Origin of the sequence: Pedobacter sp. UYP30 (assembly GCF_040547165.1) — a bacterium.
Taxonomy (GTDB): Bacteria; Bacteroidota; Bacteroidia; order Sphingobacteriales; family Sphingobacteriaceae; genus Pedobacter.
Map to the genome: position 1 here is coordinate 43038 of NZ_JBEPPD010000017.1, position 26948 is coordinate 69985.

Sequence of the window (26948 nt, forward strand, 5' to 3'; positions counted from 1 at the left end):
AACCCTTTTACTCTATTTTTTCTTTGCTACGGTTTTCTTTGCGGCAGGTTTTTTTGTGGTGGTTGTTGTTTTTTTTGCAGGTGCCTTTTTCTTCTTTTCAAAAGCATCAGGCACTTGTTCTACAATCATGGTTTTTACAGCATCTAGATTTATATCTACCAATTCTTCGGGTGTATATTTTTGTTTTGTTGTTGGGTTGAGCCTTAATTTTAGCATTGCTTTGCCAAAACGTATAAACGGTCCCCACCTACCATTTTCAATAGCTATTTTTTCTTCATCCCACGTTTTTATATACCTATTGTCTTCTTTTTCTATCTTTTTTGAGATTAGCGTATCTATATCGCTTTGCGAAAGGTCTTCAAACTGGTAGCCTTTTGCCGGAACATTTATAAACAGATTGTTCCATTTTATAAAAGGACCAAACCTACCTTTGCCTTTGGTAACGGGTAATCCATCATAATGTGCTATTGGTGCGTCTGCTTTTTGTTTTTCCTTAATAATTTCTACGGCACGGTCGTAACTTACCGATAGTGGATCCTCATTTTTTGGAAGCGAGATAAAGCTTTCTCCCCATTTTACATAAGGGCCAAACCTGCCAACGCCAATTAAAACGTCTTGTTCTTCAAACGGTTCTAAAATAAAAGGAAGTCTAAAGAGCTCTAAAGCCTCGGGCAAAGCAATGGTGGTAACGGATTGGTTTTTCATCAAGCTAGCGTACTTCGGCTTTTCCTCGTCGTCTATTTCGCCAATTTGAACCAAGGGGCCAAACTTTCCAACTTTTGTGTAAACATTTTTGCCGCTTTCTGGATCTATACCAAGTAAACGTTCGCCGGTGGCACGTTCTGCGGTTTCTAATGTACTTTCTACCTCCTTATGAAAAGGCTCATAGAAGGAGTGGAGCATCTTTGTCCACTCTTGCAAACCGTGGGCAATTTCATCAAATTCTTTCTCTACATTGGCCGTAAAATTAAAATCTACAATTCCTTTAAAGTGTTCAACCAAAAAGTCGTTTACCACTTGGCCAATGTCTGTAGGGAATAATTTTGATTTTTCTGCGCCGGTTATTTCTTTTTTTATTTCTTTTTTTATCGCACCATTTGCTAGTGTCATTGCGGTAAAGTTCCGCTCTTTTCCGTCTCTATCTTCTTTAACTACATAACCTCTATTTTGTACGGTAGATATGGTAGGTGCATAGGTAGAAGGTCTTCCAATGCCTAATTCTTCGAGTTTTTTTACCAAGCTAGCTTCTGTATATCTCGCTGGCGGGCGTCCAAAACGTTGGGTAGCCTGCATTTCGTTTAAAAACAAGGTTTGGCCTTTTGCTAATGGAGGCAATATGTTTCCATTTTCTTTTTCACCGGCATTGTCGTCCTCGTCGTCGGTAGATTCTAGGTAGACTTTTAAAAATCCGTCAAAAATTAATACTTCGCCTTCGGCAACTAAATGTTCTTTTCTGGTTGATGGTAATATTTGAGCAGTCGTTTTTTCGAAAGCGGCTTCGCTCATTTGAGAAGCAATAGCACGTTTCCATATTAAATCGTATAACCGTTGCTCAGAATAGTCGCCGGTTACGCTGTGTTGATCAAAATAAGTTGGACGTATGGCCTCGTGCGCTTCCTGGGCACCTGCCGATTTAGTTTTGTACTTTCTATGGTGCAAATATTTATCGCCGTAAGCACTCTTTATCTCAGCGGCTGCGGCAGCCAATGCGGTATCTGATAGATTTACAGAGTCCGTTCTCATATAGCTAATCTTACCTGCCTCGTATAGTTTTTGCGCAACCTGCATCGTCCTCGCCACAGAAAAACCTAACTTTCTAGATGCCTCTTGCTGTAAAGTAGAGGTGGTAAACGGCGCTGCCGGATTTCTTTTTGTAGGGCGAGTTTCTAAACTGGTAATGTTGAAATCGGCGCTTAAACAGTCTTTTAAAAACAGCTCTGCATCTTCTTCCTTTTCAAAGCGTTGTGGCAGTTCTGCCTTTACTATTTCTTTTCCTTTGCCAGTGTTAAATTGGGCAGTAATTCTATAAGCGGCCGTAGCGTTAAAGCCAACAATTTCTCGCTCTCTATCTACAATTAAGCGTACGGCAACAGATTGAACACGACCTGCGGAAAGTGATGGTTTTATTTTTCTCCACAGTACAGGCGACAATTCGAAACCTACTAAACGATCTAACACACGCCTGGCCTGTTGCGCAAATACGAGGTTATAGTCTATTCCCCTCGGACTATCGATGGCTTTTAGAATGGCAGGTTTTGTGATTTCGTGGAATACAATACGTTTGGTTTTTTCTTTCTGAAGACCTAGCGTTTCAAACAGGTGCCAACTAATGGCCTCACCTTCGCGGTCCTCATCAGACGCTAACCAAACCATTTCTGCGCTCTTTGCTAATTTTTTAAGCTCGGCAACCACGTTCTTTTTGTCGGCGGGTACCTCGTATTTTTGTGCAAAATCGTTTTTAGTATCAATGGCAGAATCTCCTTTTATCAAATCTCTGATATGGCCATAGCTAGATTTTACCAGAAAATCTTTTCCTAAATATCCTTCAATTGTTTTTGCTTTTGCTGGTGATTCTACAATGAGTAAGTTTTTTGCCATTGATTAGGTTTTCTGCAAATAAAGCTATAATAAAAACGAATATCAAAATCGACATGCTTTTTTTAACAGATATAATTTGTTTTTACAAGCATTTCGCTCCCAAATGGTTAAGAATTTTTTAAATATGCGGATATTCTCAAACGGCTCTTCATCGCTTTGCAAAACAAAACCCGAGCGTTGGCAAAGGCGAATAATTGTGTAATTATTTTTTTCTGAGCGTGATGACTGTAATTTCTGGCCAAATGCCAATTCTGCCAGAGAAACCTAAAAACCCGAACCCTCTATTTATATTTAAATAGCGATTGTTTTCTTCTTTTATACCCGCCCAATGTTTGTAGCGGTATTTTACCGGGCTCCATTTAATGCCGAAGGCTTCTATGCCAAACTGCATTCCGTGCGTATGGCCAGCCAGCGTAAGCGCAATGTTCGACGGAAAATTTTTCGTTTCTGCATCCCAATGAGAAGGATCATGTGATAACAGTATTTTAAAGTCTGTAGCATCGGTTCCATGCAAGGCTTTTTTCAAATCGCCACGCTCCCCAAATCCAACACCCCAATTTTCTATACCTGCCAAAATAATTTTTTCGTCACCTCTCGTCAAAGTTATATGTTCATCTAAAAGCAACCTAAAACCTAAGGCAGCATGATTTTCCTTTAATCGGGCAAAGTTTGCTATTTTTGCTTCTGGGTTTGGCCACTTTGCGTAGTCGCCATAATCGTGGTTGCCTAAAATGGAATATTTACCATAGTCGGCACGTATGTTAGAAAATATATTAATGTAAGGCTCAATTTCTGTTGCAACATTGTTTACCAGGTCGCCGGTAAATACAAATAAATCGCTTTTCTGCTTATTAATTAAGTCAATTCCTTTTTTTACTTCTTTGGGCTTGGTAAAACTCCCAGCGTGTACATCAGAAATTTGTGTAATGGTAAATCCGTCAAAATTCTGTGGCAGGTCATCGAAATAAAGGGTGTGCTTAATTACTCGGTATGCATATTTCCCCTTTACAATTCCATATCCGAAAATAACAATGGTTAACAACAACATGGTAAGGCAGAAGCCAACCCAGTAGTAATTTCTTTCAAAATAAAATAGACTTCCAGAAAATTTAGCTGAAAGTGCAACAAAGAAACCCACAACGTCTCCAAGTAGCAGAAAAATAGAGAAAACCACCTCAGCCAAGAAGAACATTAAAAATGCATGGGTTACCACGGTGAAAAATTTGGCTGTATGCTTTTTTCGAAATTGCATAATCGCCAGAAATAAAAAACCCGCTAATCCTACAGAAAAAATCCATAAGAAAGAGGCAAACCAATGGTTCGGAAAAAGAAAATGAACCCCGCCAATGGCATAAAAGTTTAGTAAGACATAGAAAACTATAAAGAGTAATAGGGGCAACAAGCTTATTTTGCGCATAGTGCGTAAGGAATTTTAAAAAGTACAAAGATAATCGATAATGATACCCTACGAATTACTAAGCGTTTAACAAATGTAAATTTGTGCTTTAGAACAAAGAACTATGCGCTCTAGGCAAAATTATAGCAATGGATTTCAATCTGTTGCATACAATGATGGTTTTTATAGATGGCAAATATTGGATTGAAATCTGCCGTTAACACGAACTGAAGCTATGCGTTTGGTTGTTTTTGGCTTAGGTTTATCTTAAATAGCGGGCAACATCAGTTTTAAGGTTGGTTATACCGGTATAGTTGCTTACATTAATCAGACTTAAAACCAAACGGCCGCGATAGTAGATTTTTCGGCTTTCTTTATTAGCTTTGTTAACATTATGCTGTCTAAAAAAACCAAATATGCCATAAAGGCCCTTGTAGTATTGGGAAAAAACATGGATAATCCGCCTATGCAAATTCAAAAGATTGCAGAGCAGGAGAGTATTCCCAAGAAATTTTTAGAGCAAATTTTGTTAGACCTCAGAAATGCAGGTTTTCTTTTTAGCAAAAAGGGTGCAGGCGGAGGCTATTCGCTTAACAAAAAACCAGAAGATATTTTTTTAGTGCAAGTAATGCGTGTTACCGATGGGCCAATTGCAATGGTACCTTGTGCCAGTCTAAATTTTTACCATAAGTGCGAGGAATGTGAGGACGAAAAGACTTGTGGCATTAGAAGTGCTTTTATAGACGTTAGAGATGCAACTTTAAAGGTGCTTACCGAGACCAGCATTGCTCATATAATTGCCCGTGAGGATAAGATGAAACTACTGTTATAAAATTTTTTATAAAAAATGTCTACTATTCCTATATACTTTATATATTTGCCGAAAATCATTTTTAAAAATAGAAATAATCAGCTCTGAGCTGTAAGGAGTGAAGAAGTAATAACATAGAACGTAAAGCCAATACCATAAACAAATGCAAACTTTTAGAACAGAGTTAGAAAACCCAGTCGTATCGCAAGACATTATTGATTTAGCAAAAAAAATAAATGAATTTAGAAATGGCAAACTGCACGACGATAAATTTAAAAGTTTACGGTTAGCCCGAGGAATTTACGGCCAGCGGCAGCCTGGTGTTCAAATGGTGCGTATTAAGCTGCCATTTGGTAAGGTAACCTTTAAGCAGTTTTTGCGCATTGCAGATATTGCAGAGGAATACGGAAGTGGAAACTTACACCTTACTACGCGCCAAGACATACAAATTCATTATGTTAGTTTAGATAGAACGCCAGAACTTTGGGAGAAGCTCTCTGAAGACGATGTTACCATTAGAGAAGCTTGCGGAAACACGGTTCGTAACGTTACCGCATCTCCTAATGCAGGCATAGATGCCGATGAGCCTTTTGATGTATCGCCTTATGCCCATGCAACTTTTAAGTATTTCTTGCGCAATCCTATTTGCCAAGAAATGGGAAGGAAGTTTAAAATATGCTTTTCTTCGAGTGAGAAAGATACAGCGCTTAGCTTTATACATGATGTTGGGCTTATCCCAAAGATTAACGAAGCAGGCGAACGCGGGTTTAAGGTTTCTGTTGGTGGTAGTTTGGGCGCACAACCATTCTTAGCAATTACCATCCACGATTTTTTACACGAAGACCAATTTATTCCGGTTATAGAATCCCTTATTAGAACTTTTGACCGTTATGGTGAGCGCAATAACAGAAATAAAGCTAGGCTGAAGTACCTCATCCAAAAAATTGGGATTGAAGAATTTTTAAGGCTTGCTGCAGAAGAGCGTACCGCAAATAAAGTGCAATCTTATAAAATCGATAGAGATGCGGTTCCTGCACCAACTATACCGGCACTAATTGATTATGCCGAAACAGCGGTCGAAAAGGAATTACATTACCAACATTGGTTGGCCACTAACGTGGTAGAGCAAAAGCAGAAAGGTTTTTTTGGTGTGTATATAAAAGTAACGGTTGGTGATATTAAAGTGGCGCAAGCGCGAGAATTTATCGCTGCCATTACACCGTATGTTGCCGATGAAATTAGAGTTACGGCAAACCAAGGCCTGCTTTTAAAATTTGTGCGCAAGGAAGCACTACCATCCTTGTATTTGGCGTTAAATAAAATTGGTTTTACAACCGCAGGTTTTAACAGTGTGGCAGACATTACAACTTGTCCGGGAACTGATACCTGTAATTTAGGAATATCTAACTCTATGACACTTGCAGAAGTGTTAGAAGACGTAATCTATGCTGATTTTCCAGAGCTTATCTACGAAAAAAACTTAAATATAAAAATTAGTGGCTGCATGAATTCCTGCGGTCAGCATGGTGTTGCAGAAATTGGATTTCATGGCAGTTCTGTAAAGGCCGATGGCAAAGTGGTACCAGCAGTTCAGGTGTTGCTAGGTGGTGGTATTGTGGGTGATGGCGTTGGAAGAGCGGCGGAGCGTGTGATTAAAATCCCAACTAAAAGGGCAGATAATGTATTGCGGTTTTTGTTAAATGATTTTAAAGAAAACAACATTGGTGCAGAAAACTTTCAACAATATTATGATAGGCAAGGGAAAGACTATTTTTATCAGTTGCTTAAGCCTTTAGGTAATTTAAAGAATTTAAAGACCGAAGAATTTGTTGATTGGGGGCACAAGGAGCAGTTTCAAACAGCTATTGGCGTGGGCGAATGTGCTGGCGTAATTATAGATTTAGTGGCCACTTTGTTGTTAGAGGTTGATGAGAAAATGGCCTTGGCCAAAAAAAATCTAGACAATGCGAACTTTGCAGATTCGATTTACCATACTTACAGTAGTTTAGTAAATGCAGCCAAATCTTTGTTGCTAGATAAAAGTATTCAATGTAATACCCAAATTGGTGTACTTAAAGATTTTGATGCCAATTTCGTAGAAACTGGAGAAATTAACATTGATGGCACATTTATGGATCTTGCTTTGCAAATAAATAAGAACGAACCTTCAGAGGCTTTTGCAACTGCTTATTTTACACAGGCCAATCAATTTTTAAATCAAGTTAAAGAACAGAGAGCAGTTTTAAGCTAGTACAATGAGCGAACAACATTTAAATATACATCCCAAAATAACGCTTTTAGGTGCAGGTCCCGGCGACCCAGATTTAATTACCTTAAAAGGAGTAAAGGCGCTACAGCGTGCAAACGTAGTGTTGTATGACGCCCTTACAAACGAAGCTTTGTTAGCACACGCACCTAAAGATGCCATAAAAGTATATGTAGGAAAGCGTTCGGGAGAACATTCTTACAAGCAAGAAGCCATAAATAAATTGATGGTAGATTATGCGCTAAACTTTGGCCATGTGGTTAGGTTAAAAGGCGGAGACCCTTTTGTGTTTGGAAGAGGATATGAGGAATTGGATTACGCCAATTCTTACAACATCCCTGTAAGTGTAATTCCCGGTATTTCCAGTTCAATTGGTGTTCCTGGTTTGCAACAGATTCCCGTTACGCATCGCGGTTTGGCAGAAAGTTTTTGGGTAATTACCGGCACTACCACATCTGGCGAGGTTTCTAAAGACATTTACCAAGCGGCTAATTCTGAGGCCACGGTTGTTGTTTTAATGGGGCTAAAACAACTATCTAAAATTATCGAAATTTTTAAGGCAGCCGGAAAAAACCAATTGCCAACGGCTGTTATCCAAAACGGATCTGGAGAAAATGAAAAATTACTGGTAGGAACGGTAGAAACAATCGAATCTATGGTTCAGCACGAAAGCATTAAAGCCCCAGTGTTGTTGGTTTTTGGTAAAGTGGTATCTTTACACCCGTCGTTTAAAAAGTTAATGGCATCTTATGCAAATCTTGCCTAACACAGAAAATTCGGTGCAACCTCTACTACTTGAAGAGGAGAAAGGCAATCAACTTTTCCCAGTATTTGTTAAGCTGAATAAGTTGCGTACGCTACTTATCGGCGCGGGCAATATTGGCTTGGAGAAGCTAACGGCTATTGTAAATAATAGCCATAACGCAACTATTACCATTGTTGCAGAAAATATTTCTGCATCTGTTTTTGCGCTTGCGGCGAGTTATCCATCAATTACCTTAAAACAAAAAAGTTTTGAATCTTCAGATTTAGAGGAAATTGATATTGTATTTGCTGCCACTGGAAACAACGTTGTAAATCAGGAAATAAGAAACATCACGCATCAAAAGGGCTTACTTATAAACGTAGCCGATACGCCAGATTTGTGCGATTTTTATTTGGGTTCAATCGTTCAAAAGGGAGACCTTAAAATTGCCATTTCAACCAACGGTAAGTCGCCAACCATCGCAAAGCGGATAAAAGAGATTTTAAAAGAAGGCATTCCAGACGAGTTGGATGAAACTTTGCAAAACATGAGTGCGCTTAGATTAACTTTAAATGGCGATTTTTCTGAGAAAGTTAGAAGATTAAACCGGGTAACAAAAAAGCTCATTACGCCAAAACGCGGTTTTGCAGAGCGTAATATCACCTGGCTAATTTGGATCGCATCAGTATTGCTAATTACGGTAATTGGGTTTTCACTCTGGAAATCTGAACCCGAGTTTCAATCTTTTGTGTTAAACATTAATCCAATATTCTATTGGTTTTTAGGTGCAGGATTTGTTTTTGCCATGATAGACGGTGCAATTGGTATGTCTTATGGTGTTACTTCGGCGTCTTTTTCTTTGGCTATGGGGCTTCCGCCGGCTTCAGCCAGTATGGCCATTCACATTTCTGAAGTATTGAGCAATGGCATTGCCGGATGGATGCACTTTAAGATGGGCAATGTAAATTGGAAGCTCTTTAGAATATTGATTATTCCCGCTATTATTGGAGCGGTTCTAGGTGCTTTTATTTTATCGTCGCTACATGCGTACGCAGCTTATGTAAAACCCTTAGTGTCTTTTTATACACTGTTTTTGGGTTTTGTAATTTTGTCAAAAGCAATTAACATCAAACGGAAACGCACAACCAAAAAGATAAAACGTATTGGCTTACTTGGGTTTGTGGGCGGATTTATAGATGCCGCATTTGGTGGCGGTTGGGGTTCTATCGTACTATCTAGTTTAATTGCTGGAGGTAGACATCCATTGTTTTCTTTAGGAACCGTAAAGATTAGCCGCTTTTTTATTGCCACGCTAAGTTCCTTAACTTTCTTCACTATTTTGGGCGGAAGCCATTGGGAGGCAGTTTTGGGATTAATTATTGGCAGTGCGCTGGCCTCGCCAATTGCAGCACGCGTTTCTAATAAAATTTCGGCAAAAACAATTATGGTCGTGGTGGGTATGATTGTAATTGCGGTAAGCATCCGCAGCATTATTTTATTTATTTTAAAATTGGTTTAGAGATGAAGAAGGAATTAGAAGTAATAAACGAGCGTTTACTTGGGCTAGATTTGGTGGGAAAACTAAAGTTTTTAGCAGATTCCTATCCTGGAAAGATAATTTTTTCTACTAGCTTTGGCTGGGAAGATCAGGCAATAACACATCTTATTTTTTCAAACAACATTCCCATAAAAGTTTTTACCCTAGAAACAGGGCGACTTTTCCCAGAAACCTACTATGTTTGGAATAGGACTTTAGAAATATACAACAAGCAGATCCACGCATACTATCCTGAACGTACAAGGTTAGAAGCTATGGTAGATGCCAAAGGACCAAGCAGTTTTTACGAGTCTGTAGAAAATAGAAAAGAATGTTGCCACATTAGAAAGATAGAACCTTTAAAAAGGGCGTTGGCTGGCAATAGCATTTGGGTTACAGGCATACGCGCAGATCAAAGCGCAAATAGGGAAGAAATGAAAGACCTAGAGTGGGATGAAGGGAATCAATTGATTAAATTTCACCCGATTTTTAATTGGAGCTTAGACGAAGTAAAAGCCTATATTAAGGATAATAATATAGTCTACAATCCTTTGCACGATAAAGGTTTTCCGAGTATAGGCTGTGCGCCCTGCACGCGCGCAGTGCAACCGGGCGAAGATTTTAGAGCAGGCAGGTGGTGGTGGGAAGATCAATCTAAGAAAGAATGCGGCTTGCATGTTTCGAGTTAAAAGATTGAAAGTAAAAGGTTGAGGGTTACAGGTTGAGGGTTGAAAGATGAAAGGTAAAAGGCGAAAGTAGTAGGTTAAAAGTTAAGTTCTGCACAATAACTCGTAACCCATAACCGGCAACCTATAGCAAATTTAAAAGGTTAAAAGTTAAGTTCTGCACCACAACTCGTAACCCATAGCAGAATTAAAGTTAAAATAAAAAGAGATACAAAATGACAGCATATAATTACGACTATTTAGACGAGCTAGAGGCAGAAGCGATTCATATCTTAAGGGAGGTAGCGGGGCAATTTGAAAGACCTGCACTCTTGTTTAGTGGTGGCAAAGATTCTATAACTTTGGTGCGTCTGGCCGAGAAAGCCTTTAGACCCGGTAAATTTCCGTTTCCACTCGTTCATATAGATACAGGTCATAATTTCGAAGAGACCATTGCCTACAGAGACGAAATGGTAGCTCGGATTGGCGAAAAACTTATTGTGGGATCTGTGCAAGAATCTATAAATCAAGGTAAAGTTGCAGAACAGAAGGGTAGAAATGCCAGTAGAAACCCGTTGCAAACCATAACGTTATTAGATACCATAGAGAAATATCAGTTTGATGCCTGTATTGGTGGTGCAAGGCGCGATGAAGAAAAAGCGAGAGCCAAGGAGCGTATATTTTCTGTAAGAGACGAATTTGGGCAGTGGGATCCGAAAATGCAAAGACCAGAATTGTGGAATATCTACAATGGTAAAATACATAAAGGAGAAAATGTGCGGGTTTTTCCAATTAGCAACTGGACCGAACTAGACGTTTGGAATTACATTCGTAGGGAAAACATTAGTTTACCTAGCATTTATTTTTCTCATCAACGTGCCTGCATTACCCGCAACGGACAATTGATGGCGGCTTCTCCATTTTTAAACATGGATGAGGAAGATGTAGTCGTTCAAAAGCAAGTTCGGTTTAGAACAGTTGGAGACATGTCTTGCACGGCAGCGGTAGAGTCTGATGCTGTGCTGATAGACGACATCATTTCTGAGATCAGTTTATCTAAAATATCAGAACGTGGCGCAAGGCTAGACGATAAAGTATCTGAAGCAGCCATGGAGGACAGGAAAAAAGGAGGATACTTTTAAAGGAGTATCAAGTAGTTAGTATCAAGTATCAAGACTGAATATCGGGCTTTATACAGATACTTTATAGATAACATGATTAATTTGTTTCGAGTTTTTAGTTGGCGTTTAGCATCTTGATACTTGATACTTTTATCTTTATACTTTTTAACATGAACATACTTAAATTTTTTACAGCAGGCAGCGTAGATGATGGCAAAAGCACATTAATTGGACGTTTACTGTACGATACAGATTCCATTTTGACGGATCAACTCGAAGCCCTACAGACCTCGAGCCGTAAAAACGACGACGGATCTATTGATTTGGCGATTCTTACAGACGGCCTGCGGGCAGAGCGTGAACAAGGCATTACCATTGATGTTGCTTACAAATACTTTCAAACAGAAAAGCGCAAATTTATTATTGCAGATACGCCAGGCCACATTCAATACACCCGCAATATGGTTACGGGTGCATCTACAGCCAACTTGGCAATTATCTTAATAGATGCACGCAACGGCGTTGCAGAACAGACCATCAGGCATTCTTACCTTGTGTCTTTACTTGGTATTAAGCATGTAGTTTTGTGTATCAATAAAATGGATATGGTAGACTATAGCGAGGAAATCTACAACGATATTATTTCAAACTATAAAGGATTGGCTAAGAAGCTCCATTTAGAGGATGTTAATTACATTCCCGTTAGTGCGTTAAAGGGCGATAATGTGGTGCAGAACTCCATTAACATGCCTTGGTATAAAGGAGAGAGCCTACTTCACTTTTTAGAAACTGTTGATACCGATCATTTAGAAAATTCTAAATTAGCGCGGATGCCAGTTCAATGGGTTATTAGGCCACAAACTGAAGATCTACACGATTATCGTGGCTACGCCGGACGGATAATTAGCGGTACGTTTTCTGTGGGTGACGCTATAACCATCCTTCCATCGGGTGTAACCTCTGCCGTTAAAAAGATAGATTTTTTTGAGAAAGACCTTAAAGAAGCTAAAGCTGGGCAGTCGGTAGTTATTCATCTAAAAGATAATATAGACATTAGCAGGGGAGATACCATTGTAAATTCTGCTGCCCTGCCACAAGATAGCAAGCAAATTGAAGCAGATATTTGTTGGATGGATACAAAACCCTTAGATGCATCTTTAATGTATACTTTGCAGCACAACAGCAAAAAGACAAGGTGTAAAATAGGCGAGATTGTGCACAAAGTAGATATAAATACCTTAGATAAACACAGTGCAGAAGATTTTAAATTAAACGATATTGGTAGAGTAATTTTAAAAACGGCAGAAGTGTTGCCTTTCGATCTTTACGAAGATAATAGGGCAAATGGGTCTGCCATTTTGATAGATGATAGAACAAACTTAACTGTTGCCGCATTAATGTTTCGCAATGCGTTTAGTTAGGCGATTAAAAAATTAAAATCATTGTAAAAAAATAGTCTAAAATTTTTAGCGAATACATTTATATAGTACATTTGCAGCACAAAAGTTTATTATGAAAAAGAATTTAGGTTTGGCTATTGCCGTTATTGGGTTGCTTGTTGTTATAGGTTCTGTAGTTTTTACACCTTTCCATGCGATGAACGTTGGCGATTCAGGTAACAGTACTAATTTTGGCAGTATAGAGTTTTTTGCTGGCCTTATAACATTTGGCGCAGGCATAGTCGTTTTCGCAAATGCATCTGCGGCAGAAAAAGAAAATTCAAAATAATCTTTTTAAGTTTTAGTTAAAATAATTTAAAATTTATATAAGACTGATAGGCCTAGCCAATCGGTCTTTTTTTTTGGAATTTTTCCTAAGATTTTAAATTTATCTATTGTTTGCATTGCTCAAAACAATTAGTAACTTGAGCGGAGTAAAAAGCCTAAATACAAATGGAAATTATTCACATAAGCGCAGAGTGCTATCCGGTTGCCAAAGTTGGCGGTTTGGCAGATGTTGTTGGTGCATTGCCCAAATATCAAAACAAACTTGGCCATATAGCCAAAGTAGTTGTGCCTGCATACGACACCAAATTTATAAGAGAGAATGCTTTTGAGGTGGTTTATGATGCTTGGGGAAACTACGGGAACCATTGGTTTTCTTTCAGGGTACTTAAAGAGAAAACCAATAAGTTGGGTTTCGACCTCTACCTTGTACATATTCCCGGATTGACAGATAGACCGAGCGTTTATGGCTATCAAGATGATACCGAACGGTTCATAGCCTTTCAAATTGCTGCTTTAGATTGGATTTCGCAGTGGGAGCATCGGCCAGATGTATTACACTTTCACGATCACCATACCGGTTTAGGGCCGTTTATGACGGCCAACTGTGTTAAATATCAGCATTTAAAAGAAACAGCTACCGTATTAACCATTCATAATGCCCAATATCAAGGGCAGTTTGGTTGGGATAAACTTTACTATATTCCAGCATTTGATCTATGGAAATCTGGGTTGTTAGAGTGGGAGGGAGATATCAATCCTTTAGCATCGGGGATAAAATGCGCTTGGCGTGTAACAACCGTGTCGCCCAGCTATTTAGAAGAGATGAGGTATAATGCACGTGGTCTCGAGTCTTTATTTAATTATGAGCGTGGAAAGTGTGTAGGCATTCTCAATGGCATAGATACCGAGGTGTGGAATCCGGCGACTGACCCAATGCTTTCGAAGAATTTTGAAATAAAAACAGTGGAAGCTGGTAAATTGGCAAACAAAAAGCTTGTTTGTGGTGTTTTTGGTTTAGATTTTAACAAGCCCTTGTTTGTATTTATTGGGCGGTTGGTTGATGAGAAAGGTGCTGATTTGCTCCCAGATGTCTTTTATGATTCCTTGCATTATCACAGAGATAAAATAAATATTTTAGTGTTAGGTTCTGGAGACAATGACGTAGAGCATAGGCTAAATGACATAAAGAATGTGCATGGCGCCAATTACAATGTTTACATAGGCTACAATGAACAACTCTCTCACCAGCTTTATGCAGGTGCAGATTTTTTATTAATGCCATCGAGGGTAGAGCCTTGCGGATTAAATCAGCTGTATTCTTTAAGATATGGAACCATACCCATTGTGCGTAGAATAGGTGGCCTTAAGGATACTATTACGGATGTTGGAGATGGTGGTTTTGGAATTTGTTTCGACCAAACAAGTATATACGACATAACCGACGGTATTAGTAGAGCCGTTGGGTTATACGGTGATAAAAAGAAGTTTAAAGCCATTAGAAAAACAATAATGAAAATAGATCATTCTTGGGATAAAGCAGCAACTGAATATATTGAACTATACCAAATATTAAATTAAAATAAACACTATGACTAACAAAGTTTTAGGCGTAATTCTTGGCGGTGGTCAAGGATCGAGATTAGCACCACTGACACAAACAAGATCTAAGCCGGCCGTACCCATTGCGGGAAAATACCGTTTGGTAGATATTCCGATTTCCAACTGTATCAATTCTGGTATTCATAGAATGTTTGTGCTTACACAGTTTAATTCTGCCTCATTAAACAAACACATTAAAAACACCTACCATTTTAGTCATTTTAGTAAAGCATTTGTAGATATTTTAGCCGCCGAGCAAACCATAAGCAATTCTGGCTGGTATCAGGGCACGGCAGATGCGGTAAGACAATGTATGCATCACTTTGATGCACATGAATCTGAATATATTTTAATTCTTTCTGGAGACCAACTGTATCAGATGGACTTTCAAGAAATGATTAACAACCACATAGAGGCTAAAGCAGAGGTTACCATTGCAACTATCCCGGTTACAGCAAAAGATGCTACAGATTTTGGAATTTTAAAGGCTAATGATCAAAATATGATTACCTCCTTTACAGAAAAGCCAAAGACTGGATTAGAGGACTGGGTTTCGGATACTGGAGCGGAAATGCAAGCTGAAGGAAGAAATTTTTTAGCCAGCATGGGGATATACCTCTTCAATAGAAAATATTTGGTTGATATGCTCAATAACAATCCCGATGAGAAAGATTTTGGTAAAGAGATTTTACCGAGAGCCATAGAGAATACAGCTGTGTTGAGTTATCAATACGAGGGTTACTGGACCGATATTGGTACAATAGCTTCTTTTTTCGAGGCAAATTTAGGATTAACAGATGAACTGCCAAAATTTAATATGTTTGATAGTTCCCATACTATTTTTACGAGAGCTAGAATGCTTCCGCCTTCAAAAATTTCTGGGACTATGCTAAATAGGGCTATTATTGCAGAAGGTTGTATCGTTCAAGCAGATTTGGTAGAGCATTCTATCTTGGGGATTCGTTGCAGAGTTGGAAAATCGACCACTATAACCAATTCTTATGTAATGGGAAGCGATAGATATCAAACTGCGGAAGATATTTTTGCGGCGAGCGAATCTGGAACACCGTTAATTGGTATTGGAGACCGATGCTATATCAATAATGCAATCATCGATAAAAATTGCAGAATAGGAAATGACGTAAAAATAAACGGTGGCGAACATTTAGAGGACGCAGAACACGAGCTTTACACCATAAAGGATGGTATAGTAGTGTTAAAAAAAGGAGTTACGCTGCCTAGCGGAACTGAAATTTAACAGTTAAAAAACTGTTAAAAGCCAATTTAGATTAGAAATTTACTTTTTTCTAAACTAAATTGGCTTTTTTGCTATTTAAACAAAAGCCGACAACTATCGGCTTTTAAAAGAATTTTAAATTTTACAAATAAAGGTATGGCAGAGAAACATCTATACGAGACAGGGATTATTGGGAATTGTGGAATAATAGCCCATATAAATAAAAATACAAACATCAGCTGGTTATGCATGCCAAGGTTTGACAGCTCTTTTGTTTTTGGCAGTATGTTAGATAAAAACAAGGGCGGCGAATGTACCGTTTTACCTAGCGGCGAGTATAAGTCTGAACAATGGTATGTAGAAAATACAAATGTATTGTGCACGCAAATCACCACTGATTACGGCTCTTACAAAATAACAGACTTTGCACCCAGATTCCAGCTTTATGAGCGCTATTACAAGCCTCTAATGGTTATCAGGAAAATAGAGCCTATAAGTGGCGAGCCCCGAATTACGGTAAAATGTAATCCAGTATACGATTACGGCAAAACCAAATTAAGAAAATGTAGAGGCAGCAGCCACATAGATTTTGCTGGAGGAGCAGAAAATCTTCAGTTAAGTACCAACGTATCGCTAAATCATATAATAGAAGAACGTGCATTTGTGTTAAACGAAACGAAATATCTTGTCCTAACTTATGGATTTGATTTTCAAGCAGGCGTTCCTAGCACGGCAGAAGAATTTCTGCAAAAGACAATTGATTATTGGCGAACCTGGATAAAGCATTCTTCCATCGCCGATTTCCATCAAACTCTAGTTATCAGGTCGGCACTGGTGCTAAAAATTCATCAATATGAAGATACGGGTGCAATTATAGCGGCTAGTACAACCAGTTTACCAGAGTTTTTGGGAAGTACGCGGAACTGGGATTATAGGTTTTGCTGGCTTCGAGATTCTTACTATGTGCTTACTTCCTTAAATCACATAGGGCATTTTGAGGAAATGGAGAAGTTTTTTAACTACCTAAGCGACATTAGCTATGCCGAAGACGATAGATACCAGCCCCTGTATGGCATTACAGGCGAAAAAAATTTAAATGAAGTGGAGTTAGATTATCTGGATGGTTACATGGGTGAGAAACCGGTAAGGGTAGGAAATCAAGCTTCAGAACATATTCAAAATGATATTTACGGACAGGTGCTTATATCAATGCTACCCTTATATACCGACCAACGTTTTGTATTTACCGAACGTAATGATTCTCCAAAGTGGATAGAAAGGGTATTGTCGCTGATAGAACGAACCATTGATGAAAAAGATGCAGGTATTTGGGAGTTCAGAAACATCGCAAACATGCATTGTTATAGCAACCTTTTTCAATGGGCCGGTGCAAATGCTGCACTAAAAATGGCTAAGCAGATTAAAAACAAAGATTTTGAAGACCGAGCCAACGTATTGATAGATAAGGCATCGGCACACATAGAGAATTGTTATGATCCAGAAAGGAAAGTGTATACAAACGCTGTTGGTAGTCCGCATTTAGATGCCAGTACATTGCAGCTTATTGTGATGAATTATTTAGATCCGGCATCAGATCGGGCCAAAAATCATCTTATCGCTTTAGAGAAAGAGCTTAAAACAGAACATGGGTTATTTTATCGCTATCTACACGCAGATGATTTCGGTATACCAAAAACCACTTTTTTAATCTGTGCTTTTTGGTACGTGGAGGCTTTAGCCTGTGTAGGAAGAACAGCCGATGCAATTAGGGAATTTGAGAACATCATCAAATATTCCAATCATTTGTTGTTGTTTAGCGAAGATGTAGATGCACATACAGAAAGTCAGTGGGGAAACTTTCCGCAAGCATACAGCCATGTTGGGCTTATGAATGCAGCATATAGAATTGCAACAAAATTAGATCGACCCATCTTTTTGTCGAAGTAGCCATTTCTAATATTATCGCTGTAAAAAAGGTAGGTATCATCTGAAAAAAAGCCATGGCTGAATATCAAAATCCGTTCTCGGATAGAAAACATTACCATGAACACCTTGAATGGATTAACGACCATTTAAGCGAATTCTTTGATAATGATTTAATTTCTGTATTTCATGAAATTCCGACGATGGATATGCATCTTGATATTTATTGGATAAAACCTGAAAATTCGTCATTTAACATACTTCTCACGTCAGGGATGAGTACGTTAAAAATGAATGTTTCAGAGCAAGTTGCGAATTCAAAGGAATTGGAATTTGCCGAACTAATGATGTTGATTCCTAAAAACGTTGAATTCGGACAAATTTACTCTGGAAAAAATAAGAATGATTGGATTATTTCAATTCTTAAAAAGACAGCTAAATTTCCGCACTTTTACGATACTTGGGTTGGAATTGGGCACACAATTCAGGCAAAAGAAGACTTTACACCTTATAACAATGATACAGAATATGTTGGCGCAATAATTCTCCCCTCGGTTACTTTTGAAAAAAAATTTACGGAAATAGAAAGAAATGGAAGGAAAATAAATATATACAACGTTCTCCCGCTCTATAAAAACGAGATGGAATTTAAGATGGAAAATGGATACAGTAAGCTATTAGATTTATTAATAAGAGCGAACGGGAAAGAAGTAATGGACTCGAATAGAAAAAATTTAATCCCTGAAAAATCATTTTGGGGTAAATTAAAAGGCAAGTAGCAAAAAAAAACGATAGAAGAGCATTTGGCTTACATTGTCGGGCAGCTATCGTTTTGGTCTGTGCCTAATTGTAAAATCCTGTCGATTTTACAAGCCAAGGTTTTACTTGGGGTTTTATTGTGAAGAGAAATACATAGGATTTATCTAAAAAAAGAGCTTTGAATCAATTGCGTTTGCAAGGATTCAAAGCTCTTTAATATTTTAGTGTTGAGTTATAGATTTACTCTACAAGTGCCCAAAGCAGCTGTCTAACCTCTTTATAGTCTACCAGATAGTATTTGGCTGCAGAACTGGTGTTTCCAACTTTTACAGTAAAAGCAGTTTGGGGCAAAGCTGTAAAAATATCTTCGTCAGTGTAGTCGTCACCTAAAGCTAATATAAAATCTGTTGTTTTTCCGTGGAGATAATTCAACGCCGCTTTTCCTTTGTTAACTTCCATATTCTTAAATTCGATAACCTTATTGCCGGGCATCAATTTTAAACCTTTATCTGCTGCAAGCACACGTAAATTACTCACAATTTCGTTTGCCCTTAAATCCCCTAAGCCAGCTTCTGCTTTCCTGTAATGCCAAACTAACGAGTAGCTCTTTTCCTCAACAAAGCTTCCGGGGGTTCTGTCTGTATAAGTATCTAACAAGGTTTTGATCTCTCTCTTCCAAGCGCTGGTTAATAGGGGTAGCGAAGTCCAGTTGTTACCTCTATATTTCTGCCATGCGCCGTGTTCTGCGATAAAGTTTACATCTAGGTCGCCAAACCAATTTTGCAAAGTTTCATGACGCCTGCCGCTAATAATTACCACGTTATTTTTAGGGTCAGAGATTAAACTGTTTAGCAAATTTAAAAGCTCTTCATTTGGCGTTGCTTGATCTATATCGCCAGAAAAACCTACCAAAGTGCCATCATAATCTAAGAAGAGCGTTCTCTCATTTGCATTTTTATAATTTTCTACAATCTTTTCTCTTATGCTGTTTATTGCATGTTTGGTTTTTAATGAATTTTGAGATTCTTTCACTTCGTTTAATTTTGTGATAAAGTTATTTACCCAATGGTTAACATTGAATTTCGCCACTATGGCACGCATGGATGTCATACGTTCTTGTTGTTCTGCCAAAGGCATTTCCAGCCCTTTAATAATGGCGTTTTTAATGTCGTTTAGGTTATTGGGGTTAACAATAAGTGCTTCTGTAAGTTCTTTTGATGCACCAGCCATCTCGCTTAAAATCAAAACGCCATCGTTCTGTACTCTACTGGCCACATATTCCTTACTCACAAGGTTCATACCATCTCTCATAGGTGTAACCAAACAAATGGCTGCGGTAGAAAAAAGCGAAGACAGCACGTTGATAGGGAAAGACCTATAAAAATAATTTATTGGGTTCCAGTTTAGCGTACGGTACCGGGCATTTAAGTTACCCACAAATTGATCTATTTGCTCTCTTAAACTTTTGTATTGAGCAACGCTGTCTCTAGAAGGAACCACAATCATATACAGTTCTACTTTTTCTAAATATTCCGGGTTTTGCTGTAATAACATTTCGTAGGCCCTTAGCCTTTCAAGAATGCCTTTGCTGTAATCGAGGCGGTCGATAGATAAAATAAGTTTGATGTTTTCTCTGCCTTGCTTTAACAGCTCAATTTCCTCTTTAACATCTGGTTGGTTTGGCAAGTTCTCAAACTTTTCGGCATCTATGCCCATTGGAAAAGCTTCTATAACCACCGATCTATCATTTTCCACCAACACGTTCGAAGAAGATTTTACTGGCAATAGCCTGGTAGCAGTACTAACAAAATGTCGTACATCATCATAAGTATGAAAACCAATCAAATCTGATCCCATTACGCCTTGTAACAGTTCTTCTCTCCATGGGATAAGCCTAAAAATCTCGTAAGATGGAAATGGAATGTGGTTAAAGAAGCCAATGGTAGATTTGGGATGTACAGACCTCAATATGCCGGGTAATAACATCAATTGGTAATCTTGCACCCAAATTCTATCATCCTGGTCCATTACCTTTTTCGTTGCATCTGCAAATTTCTGATTGACCGATTTGTAACTCTCCCAATAACTTTGCTCGAAATTTGCGTATGTAATCATATAATGAAAAATGGGCCAGAGCACTTCATTAGAAAACCCCTCGTAATAGAGGTTAATTTCTTCTTGGGTTAAAAATACCGGGTAAAGGTTTAAATGACTCAGCTTTTCGATTACTTCTTGCTGCCTTTCTTCTGGTACATCTATACCAGGCCAACCAACCCAAATAGAGTTTCCAGATTTGTAAACGCCACTTAATCCGGTTGCTAGTCCTCCCTCACTTGGAATGAAAGTGTATTCGTTGTCTTTTTCAATTATTCTAACTGGTAGCCTATTAGAAACTATGATTGTTTTTTCGTTCATTTATAGTTGTTATGCTGTTAGTTTAACCAAAAAAAGCGGTAATTGTTCGCCCATTGATATATTTATAGCAGTTAACTAGCTGTTTAATAAATTCGATTAAATGGTTTTCTTACATTTGAGCAATGCAAAAAAGCTTCATAGATCATCTCGGAAACTCGATTACCATTAATTTTCCACCAAAGCGAATCGTCTCTATCGTGCCTTCGCAAACAGAACTTTTGTTCGATTTAGGGTTGGATGAAGAAGTTGTAGGAGTGACCAAGTTTTGCGTCCATCCGATAGAAAAATTTGCTTCGAGAACCAAGGTTGGTGGTACAAAAAAATTAAAATTAGAGTTAATTGAACAATTACAACCAGATTTAATTATTGGCAATAAAGAAGAAAACTGCAAAGAAGATATAGAGTTTTTGCAAAAACACTTTCCGGTTTGGATGAGCGATATCTACAACGTAGAAGACGCTGTTGAAACCATCTGCCAAATTGGATCAATGGTAAATAGGGCTCCAGAAGCCGATTACCTTAAACATTTAATTGATGCTGGGTTTAGAGATTTAGCGCTGTTGGCCGCACAACATAATATATACAAACGGGTAGCTTACCTTATTTGGAAAGATCCATATATGGCAGTTGGCCCGCAAACGTTTATCAACAATATACTTACCACCATAGGGCTAACAAATGTGGTAAGTGTAAGCAGGTATCCAGAGGTAAGTTTAAAAGAGTTAGAGGTGCTAAACTGCCAAGTTGTATTGTTGTCATCAGAACCTTATCCTTTTAAAGAGAAACATCTCGATGCGATAAAAGAAAGCTTGCCAAATACAGAGGTTATGCTTGTTGATGGCGAAATGTTTAGCTGGTATGGAAGCAGAATGGTTAAAGCGGTTCACTACTTCTTCGAGTTGCAGAAACAATTTGTTTAAAGTGTAGAAAGTAAACGCGACATTTTTAGGTTGCAAGTTTAATCTTTGCGCAACCGCAGAAGAATAGGGGAAACAATTAATTTTCTTTTTTTAAGAAATTAGAGTGTTTATCTTTAATGGTTTATGTTTTTAGACATGACAAAAATAGCGATAGTGCTCGAATTTTTTTTGATAATTCATTCTAATGTCTATCTTTGCAATCCAAATTAATTCCTAATTGCGGATGTGGCGTAATTGGTAGCCGCACCAGACTTAGGATCTGGCGCTTCACGGCGTGGGGGTTCGAGTCCCTTCATCCGCACAGTACATGAAGCCGTTCCGATACCAATCGGAGCGGTTTTGTTTTTTGAACATTGATAAAAAAGATAAATCGGTGTGAAATTTGAGGACGAGACCGTCTGCCAAAGATTACATTTTAATACTCAGAGCTAAAAAAAATGGATATTACACAAGAAAAGACTGGAAACCTTACTGCGGTTGTAAAAATAAAGATGACTCCAGCAGATTATAGCGAAAAGATTGATAAAGCTATTAAAGACCAAGCTAAAAAGGCTCAATTGCCGGGCTTTAGAAAAGGCATGGTTCCTGTTGCACACATTAAAAAAATGTATGGCAAAAGCATTTTGGTTGAAGAAGTGAATAACTTACTGAGCGACACGCTTAACAATTATCTTGCTGAGCAAAAACTAGAGATTTTAGGCCAGCCGCTTCCAGTAATGGAAAAGGAAAAAGAGTTTAAGTGGGATAATACAGATGAGTTTGAGTTTGATTATGAACTTGGTCTTGCGCCAGAAGTAGATGTTAACATCACTTCCAAAGATAAATTTACCGAATATGTTGTAAAAGCAGACAACGAGACCCTAGAAAGCCGGATAAAAAACATTCGTAGAAGTTATGGCAAAATGAGCAATCCAGAAACATCTGCAGACGATGACGTATTATACGTAGACTTAACGGAGCTGGCAGAAGATGGTAGCGAGGTAGGAGAGGGTATTAAGAGCTCTGCAACAATTAGGTTAGACCAAATAAAAGATGCCAAAATAAAGAAGTCTTTAATTGGGTTGCAAAAAGAAGCTGAGCTTACTTTTGACATAAAAACAGCTTTAGACGATGTAAATCTAGTTGCAAAGGCGTTGAAAATAGAGGAGGATAAAGCAAAAGAAGTTAGTGCCAGTTTTAAACTTGTGGTAAAAAATGTGAATCGGTTAGAAGAAGCAGACTTAAACCAAGAGTTTTTCGACAAGCTTTTTGGTAAAGACGAAGTTACCGATGAGGCTGGTTTTAGAGAGAAAATAAGAGCCGAGGTAGAAGGAATGTTTCAACAAGATTCTGATCGCAAACTTTCTAACGATATTTACGAGCAACTATTGGCGCAGCACCAATTTGAATTGCCAGATGAGTTTCTGCGTAAATGGCTTAAAGCCACCAATGAAAAATTGAGCGATGAAGAGTTGGCAGAAGGCTACGATGATTTCGCAAAAAACTTGAAGTGGACTCTAATCGAAAACAAAATTATTAAAGACAATAAAATCGAGATAAAATACGAAGATGTTTTTCAGTCTGCTAAGCAAAAGATCGATGCTCAATTCAGAATGTACAGTCCTCAACCTTTACCAGAAAATCAACTCGGTCAATATGTTGCTCAGTTTTTACAAGATAAAGAAAATGCAAACCGCACGTTCGAAGAAGTGAAAGCGCTGAAAACGTTCGAGCATATAAAATCTTTGGCAACTTTAGAGCAAAAAGACATCGACTACGATATGTTTGTTGAGATGCAAAAAACTAAATAGGTTGCAGAAAGATGTTTTTTTAGGCTGACCGTTTGTCAGTTTGCAACGATAAAAAATTAGAAGAGCGGCTTATTAAGTGCCGCTCTTTCTTGTTAGAAGCGATTATTTTAAAATTAACATCGAGTTGGAATTTACTCATTATCTGAATGTTAAAATATCTTTGCGTTATAAATGTAAATATTTTTGTAGTTTTAAGGGAGTTGTGCGATAATGGTTTAAATTTATGATTTTTGGAGGCAGGTTAAACTGGCACGAAAATTAACCAACTTAGGGAAATATTCACAATCACATAAAGGGTTTGTATAAAGAACAATTTCTAACGTTCTTCGCAGCCCGATAAAGGAAATGAAACCATGAACGTAGATTCAAAAGAATTTAGAAATTTTGCCGTGAAGCACCAAGGTATTGGCGGCCTTCATGTAGATAAATTTATTGCGCAGGCTAATTTTTCACCACAGTCTATGACGCCATACATTATAGAAGAGCGCCAGTTAAATGTGGCTCAAATGGATGTTTTTTCTCGATTGATGATGGATAGAATTATCTTTCTTGGAGATGCAATTCACGATCAGAACGCAAACATTATCCAAGCACAGCTTTTGTTCTTGCAATCTGCCGATGCAGAAAGAGACATTCAGATTTACATCAATTCTCCGGGTGGTTCTGTTTACGCGGGCTTAGGTATTTATGATACCATGCAATTTGTTCAGCCAGATGTTGCAACAATCTGTACTGGAATAGCCGCCTCTATGGGTGCAGTTTTATTGGTGGCAGGTGCGCCTGGAAAACGCTCGGCGTTGCCCCATTCTAGGGTAATGATTCACCAACCTTCTGGTGGTGCACAAGGAGTTGCTTCGGATATGGAGATCAACTTGAGAGAGATGTTAAAGTTAAAAAAGGAGCTGTACGATATTATTTCAGAACACTCCGGCCAAACTTATGATTGGGTAGAAAAAGCATCAGATAGAGATTATTGGATGACCGCAAGTGAAGCTAAGGGCTTTGGTATGGTTGATGAAGTATTATCGAGAAACGAGAAGAAAAATGGCAAAACAAAATAAAGATTCAAGGTGTTCATTCTGTCATTCTGGCAAAAACGAAACGTTGATGCTTATTGAAGGCATGGATGCATTTATATGCGACAAATGCGTTACGCAGGCAAATCAACTATTGTTGCAAGAGCTTGGCAATAAGTCGGCAAAAAGCATTCCTTCTACGGTTTCTCTATTAAAGCCGTTAGAAATTAAGGAACATTTAGATCAATACGTTATTGGTCAAAACGATGCAAAAAAAGTATTGTCGGTGGCTGTTTACAACCATTACAAAAGGCTTAACCAAAAAGTTGATAAGGATGAAATTGAGATTGAAAAGTCAAATATCATGCTGGTTGGCGAAACGGGAACTGGAAAAACACTTTTAGCAAAAACAATTGCGAAGATTTTGCATGTGCCTTTTTGTATTTGCGATGCTACGGTATTGACTGAAGCAGGTTACGTTGGCGAAGATGTAGAAAGTATTTTAACACGCCTATTGCAGGCTGCAGATTACGACGTGGCATCGGCAGAACGTGGCATTGTGTATATTGATGAGGTTGATAAAGTAGCTAGAAAGAGTGATAATCCATCTATCACAAGAGATGTATCTGGCGAAGGCGTACAACAGGCCTTACTAAAAATTTTAGAAGGAACGGTGGTAAATGTGCCGCCCCAAGGGGGTAGAAAACACCCGGATCAAAAGATGATCCCTGTTGATACCAATAATATTCTATTTATTTGCGGCGGTGCTTTCGATGGTATTGAACGGAAAATAGCAAATAGATTGCGGACCAATGTGGTGGGCTATAAAGTTAAAAAAGACGATGCCGAGCTGGATTTAAAGAATCTTTATAAATACATTACACCTCAAGACCTAAAATCTTTTGGATTAATTCCTGAATTAATCGGTCGGATTCCTGTGCTGTCTCATTTAAATCCATTAGATAAAGAGTCTTTAAGAAATATTTTAACCGAGCCAAAAAACTCGCTTATTAAGCAGTATGTAAAATTGTTCGACTACGAAGGAGTAAACCTGGTTTTCGAAAATGATGTGTTAGATTACGTTGTAGATAAAGCGATGGAATATAAGTTGGGCGCGCGAGGGCTTAGGTCTATTTGCGAAGCTATTATGCTAGACGCGATGTTTGACACGCCGACGCAGGCCGATGTAAAAGAGTTGCACATTACGCTCGATTACGCGATTGGAAAATTCGAAAAGGGAAATTTTAAAAACTTACAAGCAGCCTAACAAATCGAAAAAATCCTCTCGCCAAAAACGAGAGGATTTTTTTTAACAATGCTTTTCTGAAAACGCTTATTTTATTTATTATGAACGAAGAAAAAGACATAAAAAAGGAAACTATTTCCAGTACCAAAGTCAAAAAGATTAAGGAAGTAGTATCCGCAGTAAAATCTGGTCTAGTTTCTAAAGAAGAAATAGTAAGTAATTGGTTGCCTAGATATACAGGTAGACCATTATCAGAATTTACCGATTACATTTTGCTAACAAACTTTAGCAAATACCTAGGCATGTTCTCAGAATGGAATCAAAACGCACCAATTTATGGCTTAGATAAGCCCATGCAAAGTGTATCTGCCAATGGCATTACCATTATAAATTTCGGTATGGGAAGCCCAATGGCTGCTACCATGATGGATTTGCTTACCGCAATTAAACCAAAAGCAGTTTTATTTTTAGGTAAATGTGGCGGGTTGAAGAAGAAAAATCAGCTTGGCGACTTGATTTTGCCGATAGCCGCCATTAGGGGAGAGGGAACTTCTAACGATTATTTACCTGCTGAGGTACCAGCTTTACCTGCTTTTGCCCTGCAGAAGGCCATCTCTACTACCATTAGAGATTATGGTAGAGATTATTGGACTGGGACCTGTTATACCACCAATAGAAGGGTTTGGGAGCATGACAAGGATTTTAAAAAATATTTAAAAACCTTACGAGCTATGGCCGTAGATATGGAAACGGCAACCATCTTTACTACTGCATTTGCAAATAAAATTCCTGCTGGTGCTTTGCTGTTAGTGTCAGACCAACCAATGATTCCAGAAGGTGTGAAGACTGAAAAGAGCGATTCGTCTATTACAGAGAATTATGTGGAAACGCATTTGCGTATCGGGATCGATTCTTTAAAGCAATTGATCAACAATGGGTTAACTGTAAAGCATTTGTTGTTTTAATAAGGAGATGTCAGATGTCAGAAGTCAGAAATCGGATGTCGATTCCTATATCATTCAGTTAAAAAGTAACCGCAAAGAGCGCAGAGAAAATCACACAAAGTGTCCAAATAAAAAAGCCGCCTGCTCTGTGGACTTTGTGCAAAACTTTGTGTACTCCGTGGTTAATTCCTGTAGTCCTCACAAATAAAAAAAGACCGACTACCGTCGATCTT

At 38.3% G+C, this 26948-nt stretch carries 20 protein-coding genes and 1 tRNA gene; 18 read left to right on the forward strand and 3 right to left on the reverse strand.

Annotation, left to right across the window (positions count from 1 at the left end; translation table 11 throughout):
* Window positions 1–12 precede the first annotated feature (12 nt).
* A complete protein-coding gene (gene topA / locus ABIB40_RS16355) occupies window positions 13–2598 on the reverse strand; it encodes a type I DNA topoisomerase (protein ID WP_354360465.1) in 2586 nt (861 codons plus the stop codon).
* A gap of 202 nt (window positions 2599–2800) precedes the next feature.
* Window positions 2801–4015, reverse strand: coding sequence for a metallophosphoesterase (locus ABIB40_RS16360; protein WP_502931066.1), 1215 nt, complete (start codon window positions 4013–4015; stop codon window positions 2801–2803).
* 373 nt (window positions 4016–4388) lie between these two features.
* On the opposite strand from ABIB40_RS16360, the gene ABIB40_RS16365 reads away from it, so the two are divergent.
* The 12 genes from ABIB40_RS16365 (at window position 4389) to ABIB40_RS16420 (ending at window position 18404) form a co-directional block, all read left to right on the forward strand.
* Window positions 4389–4826 carry an RrF2 family transcriptional regulator gene (locus ABIB40_RS16365; protein ID WP_354360467.1) on the forward strand — a complete coding sequence of 146 codons (438 nt, stop codon included), beginning with the start codon at window positions 4389–4391 and terminating at the stop codon, window positions 4824–4826.
* A 142-nt stretch (window positions 4827–4968) separates the two neighbouring features.
* A complete protein-coding gene (locus ABIB40_RS16370) occupies window positions 4969–7056 on the forward strand; it encodes a ferredoxin-like domain-containing protein (protein WP_354360468.1) in 2088 nt (695 codons plus the stop codon).
* A 4-nt stretch (window positions 7057–7060) separates the two neighbouring features.
* Window positions 7061–7837: a uroporphyrinogen-III C-methyltransferase gene (gene cobA / locus ABIB40_RS16375; RefSeq protein ID WP_354360469.1), complete on the forward strand. Its 777-nt coding sequence runs from the start codon at window positions 7061–7063 to the stop codon at window positions 7835–7837.
* Window positions 7821–9335 (forward strand): TSUP family transporter, encoded by a 1515-nt coding sequence (locus ABIB40_RS16380; protein WP_354360470.1) that lies wholly within the window; start codon window positions 7821–7823, stop codon window positions 9333–9335. Before cobA ends, ABIB40_RS16380 begins: the two co-directional genes overlap by 17 nt.
* 2 nt (window positions 9336–9337) lie before the next feature.
* Window positions 9338–10042: a phosphoadenylyl-sulfate reductase gene (locus ABIB40_RS16385; RefSeq protein ID WP_354360471.1), complete on the forward strand. Its 705-nt coding sequence runs from the start codon at window positions 9338–9340 to the stop codon at window positions 10040–10042.
* Between the two features lie 212 nt (window positions 10043–10254).
* On the forward strand, window positions 10255–11160 hold the full coding sequence (cysD, locus tag ABIB40_RS16390) for a sulfate adenylyltransferase subunit CysD (RefSeq protein ID WP_354360472.1): 906 nt from the start codon (window positions 10255–10257) through the stop codon (window positions 11158–11160).
* A gap of 149 nt (window positions 11161–11309) precedes the next feature.
* Window positions 11310–12560, forward strand: coding sequence for a sulfate adenylyltransferase subunit 1 (locus tag ABIB40_RS16395; protein ID WP_354360473.1), 1251 nt, complete (start codon window positions 11310–11312; stop codon window positions 12558–12560).
* A 91-nt stretch (window positions 12561–12651) separates the two neighbouring features.
* Window positions 12652–12867, forward strand: a complete 216-nt coding sequence (locus ABIB40_RS16400; protein WP_354360474.1) for a hypothetical protein — start codon at window positions 12652–12654, stop codon at window positions 12865–12867.
* A 164-nt stretch (window positions 12868–13031) separates the two neighbouring features.
* Window positions 13032–14444, forward strand: coding sequence for a glycogen synthase (locus ABIB40_RS16405; protein ID WP_354360475.1), 1413 nt, complete (start codon window positions 13032–13034; stop codon window positions 14442–14444).
* A 10-nt stretch (window positions 14445–14454) separates the two neighbouring features.
* Window positions 14455–15723 (forward strand): glucose-1-phosphate adenylyltransferase, encoded by a 1269-nt coding sequence (locus tag ABIB40_RS16410; RefSeq protein WP_354360476.1) that lies wholly within the window; start codon window positions 14455–14457, stop codon window positions 15721–15723.
* 135 nt (window positions 15724–15858) lie between these two features.
* Window positions 15859–17649 (forward strand): glycoside hydrolase family 15 protein, encoded by a 1791-nt coding sequence (locus ABIB40_RS16415; protein WP_354360477.1) that lies wholly within the window; start codon window positions 15859–15861, stop codon window positions 17647–17649.
* Window positions 17650–17702: 53 nt separating this feature from the next.
* Window positions 17703–18404, forward strand: coding sequence for a suppressor of fused domain protein (locus ABIB40_RS16420; protein ID WP_354360478.1), 702 nt, complete (start codon window positions 17703–17705; stop codon window positions 18402–18404).
* Window positions 18405–18624: 220 nt separating this feature from the next.
* On the opposite strand, the gene ABIB40_RS16425 is transcribed toward ABIB40_RS16420, so the two are convergent.
* Window positions 18625–20799 (reverse strand): bifunctional alpha,alpha-trehalose-phosphate synthase (UDP-forming)/trehalose-phosphatase, encoded by a 2175-nt coding sequence (locus ABIB40_RS16425; protein ID WP_354360479.1) that lies wholly within the window; start codon window positions 20797–20799, stop codon window positions 18625–18627.
* 122 nt (window positions 20800–20921) lie between these two features.
* On the opposite strand from ABIB40_RS16425, the gene ABIB40_RS16430 reads away from it, so the two are divergent.
* The 6 genes from ABIB40_RS16430 to ABIB40_RS16455 all read left to right on the forward strand — a co-directional run bounded on the left by ABIB40_RS16430 (window position 20922) and on the right by ABIB40_RS16455 (window position 26736).
* Complete coding sequence (locus ABIB40_RS16430; protein ID WP_354360480.1) at window positions 20922–21719, forward strand: ABC transporter substrate-binding protein; 798 nt, start codon at window positions 20922–20924, stop codon at window positions 21717–21719.
* 219 nt (window positions 21720–21938) lie between these two features.
* Window positions 21939–22020, forward strand: a tRNA-Leu gene (locus ABIB40_RS16435).
* Window positions 22021–22156: 136 nt separating this feature from the next.
* Window positions 22157–23509, forward strand: a complete 1353-nt coding sequence (gene tig / locus ABIB40_RS16440) for a trigger factor (protein ID WP_354360481.1) — start codon at window positions 22157–22159, stop codon at window positions 23507–23509.
* Window positions 23510–23862: 353 nt separating this feature from the next.
* Complete coding sequence (gene clpP / locus ABIB40_RS16445) at window positions 23863–24570, forward strand: ATP-dependent Clp endopeptidase proteolytic subunit ClpP (RefSeq protein ID WP_354360482.1); 708 nt, start codon at window positions 23863–23865, stop codon at window positions 24568–24570.
* Entirely contained in the window at window positions 24554–25792 is a 1239-nt protein-coding gene (clpX, locus tag ABIB40_RS16450) for an ATP-dependent Clp protease ATP-binding subunit ClpX (RefSeq protein WP_354360483.1), read from the forward strand. Before clpP ends, clpX begins: the two co-directional genes overlap by 17 nt.
* 80 nt (window positions 25793–25872) lie before the next feature.
* Window positions 25873–26736: an AMP nucleosidase gene (locus tag ABIB40_RS16455; RefSeq protein ID WP_354360484.1), complete on the forward strand. Its 864-nt coding sequence runs from the start codon at window positions 25873–25875 to the stop codon at window positions 26734–26736.
* The last annotated feature ends 212 nt before the right edge of the window (window positions 26737–26948 follow it).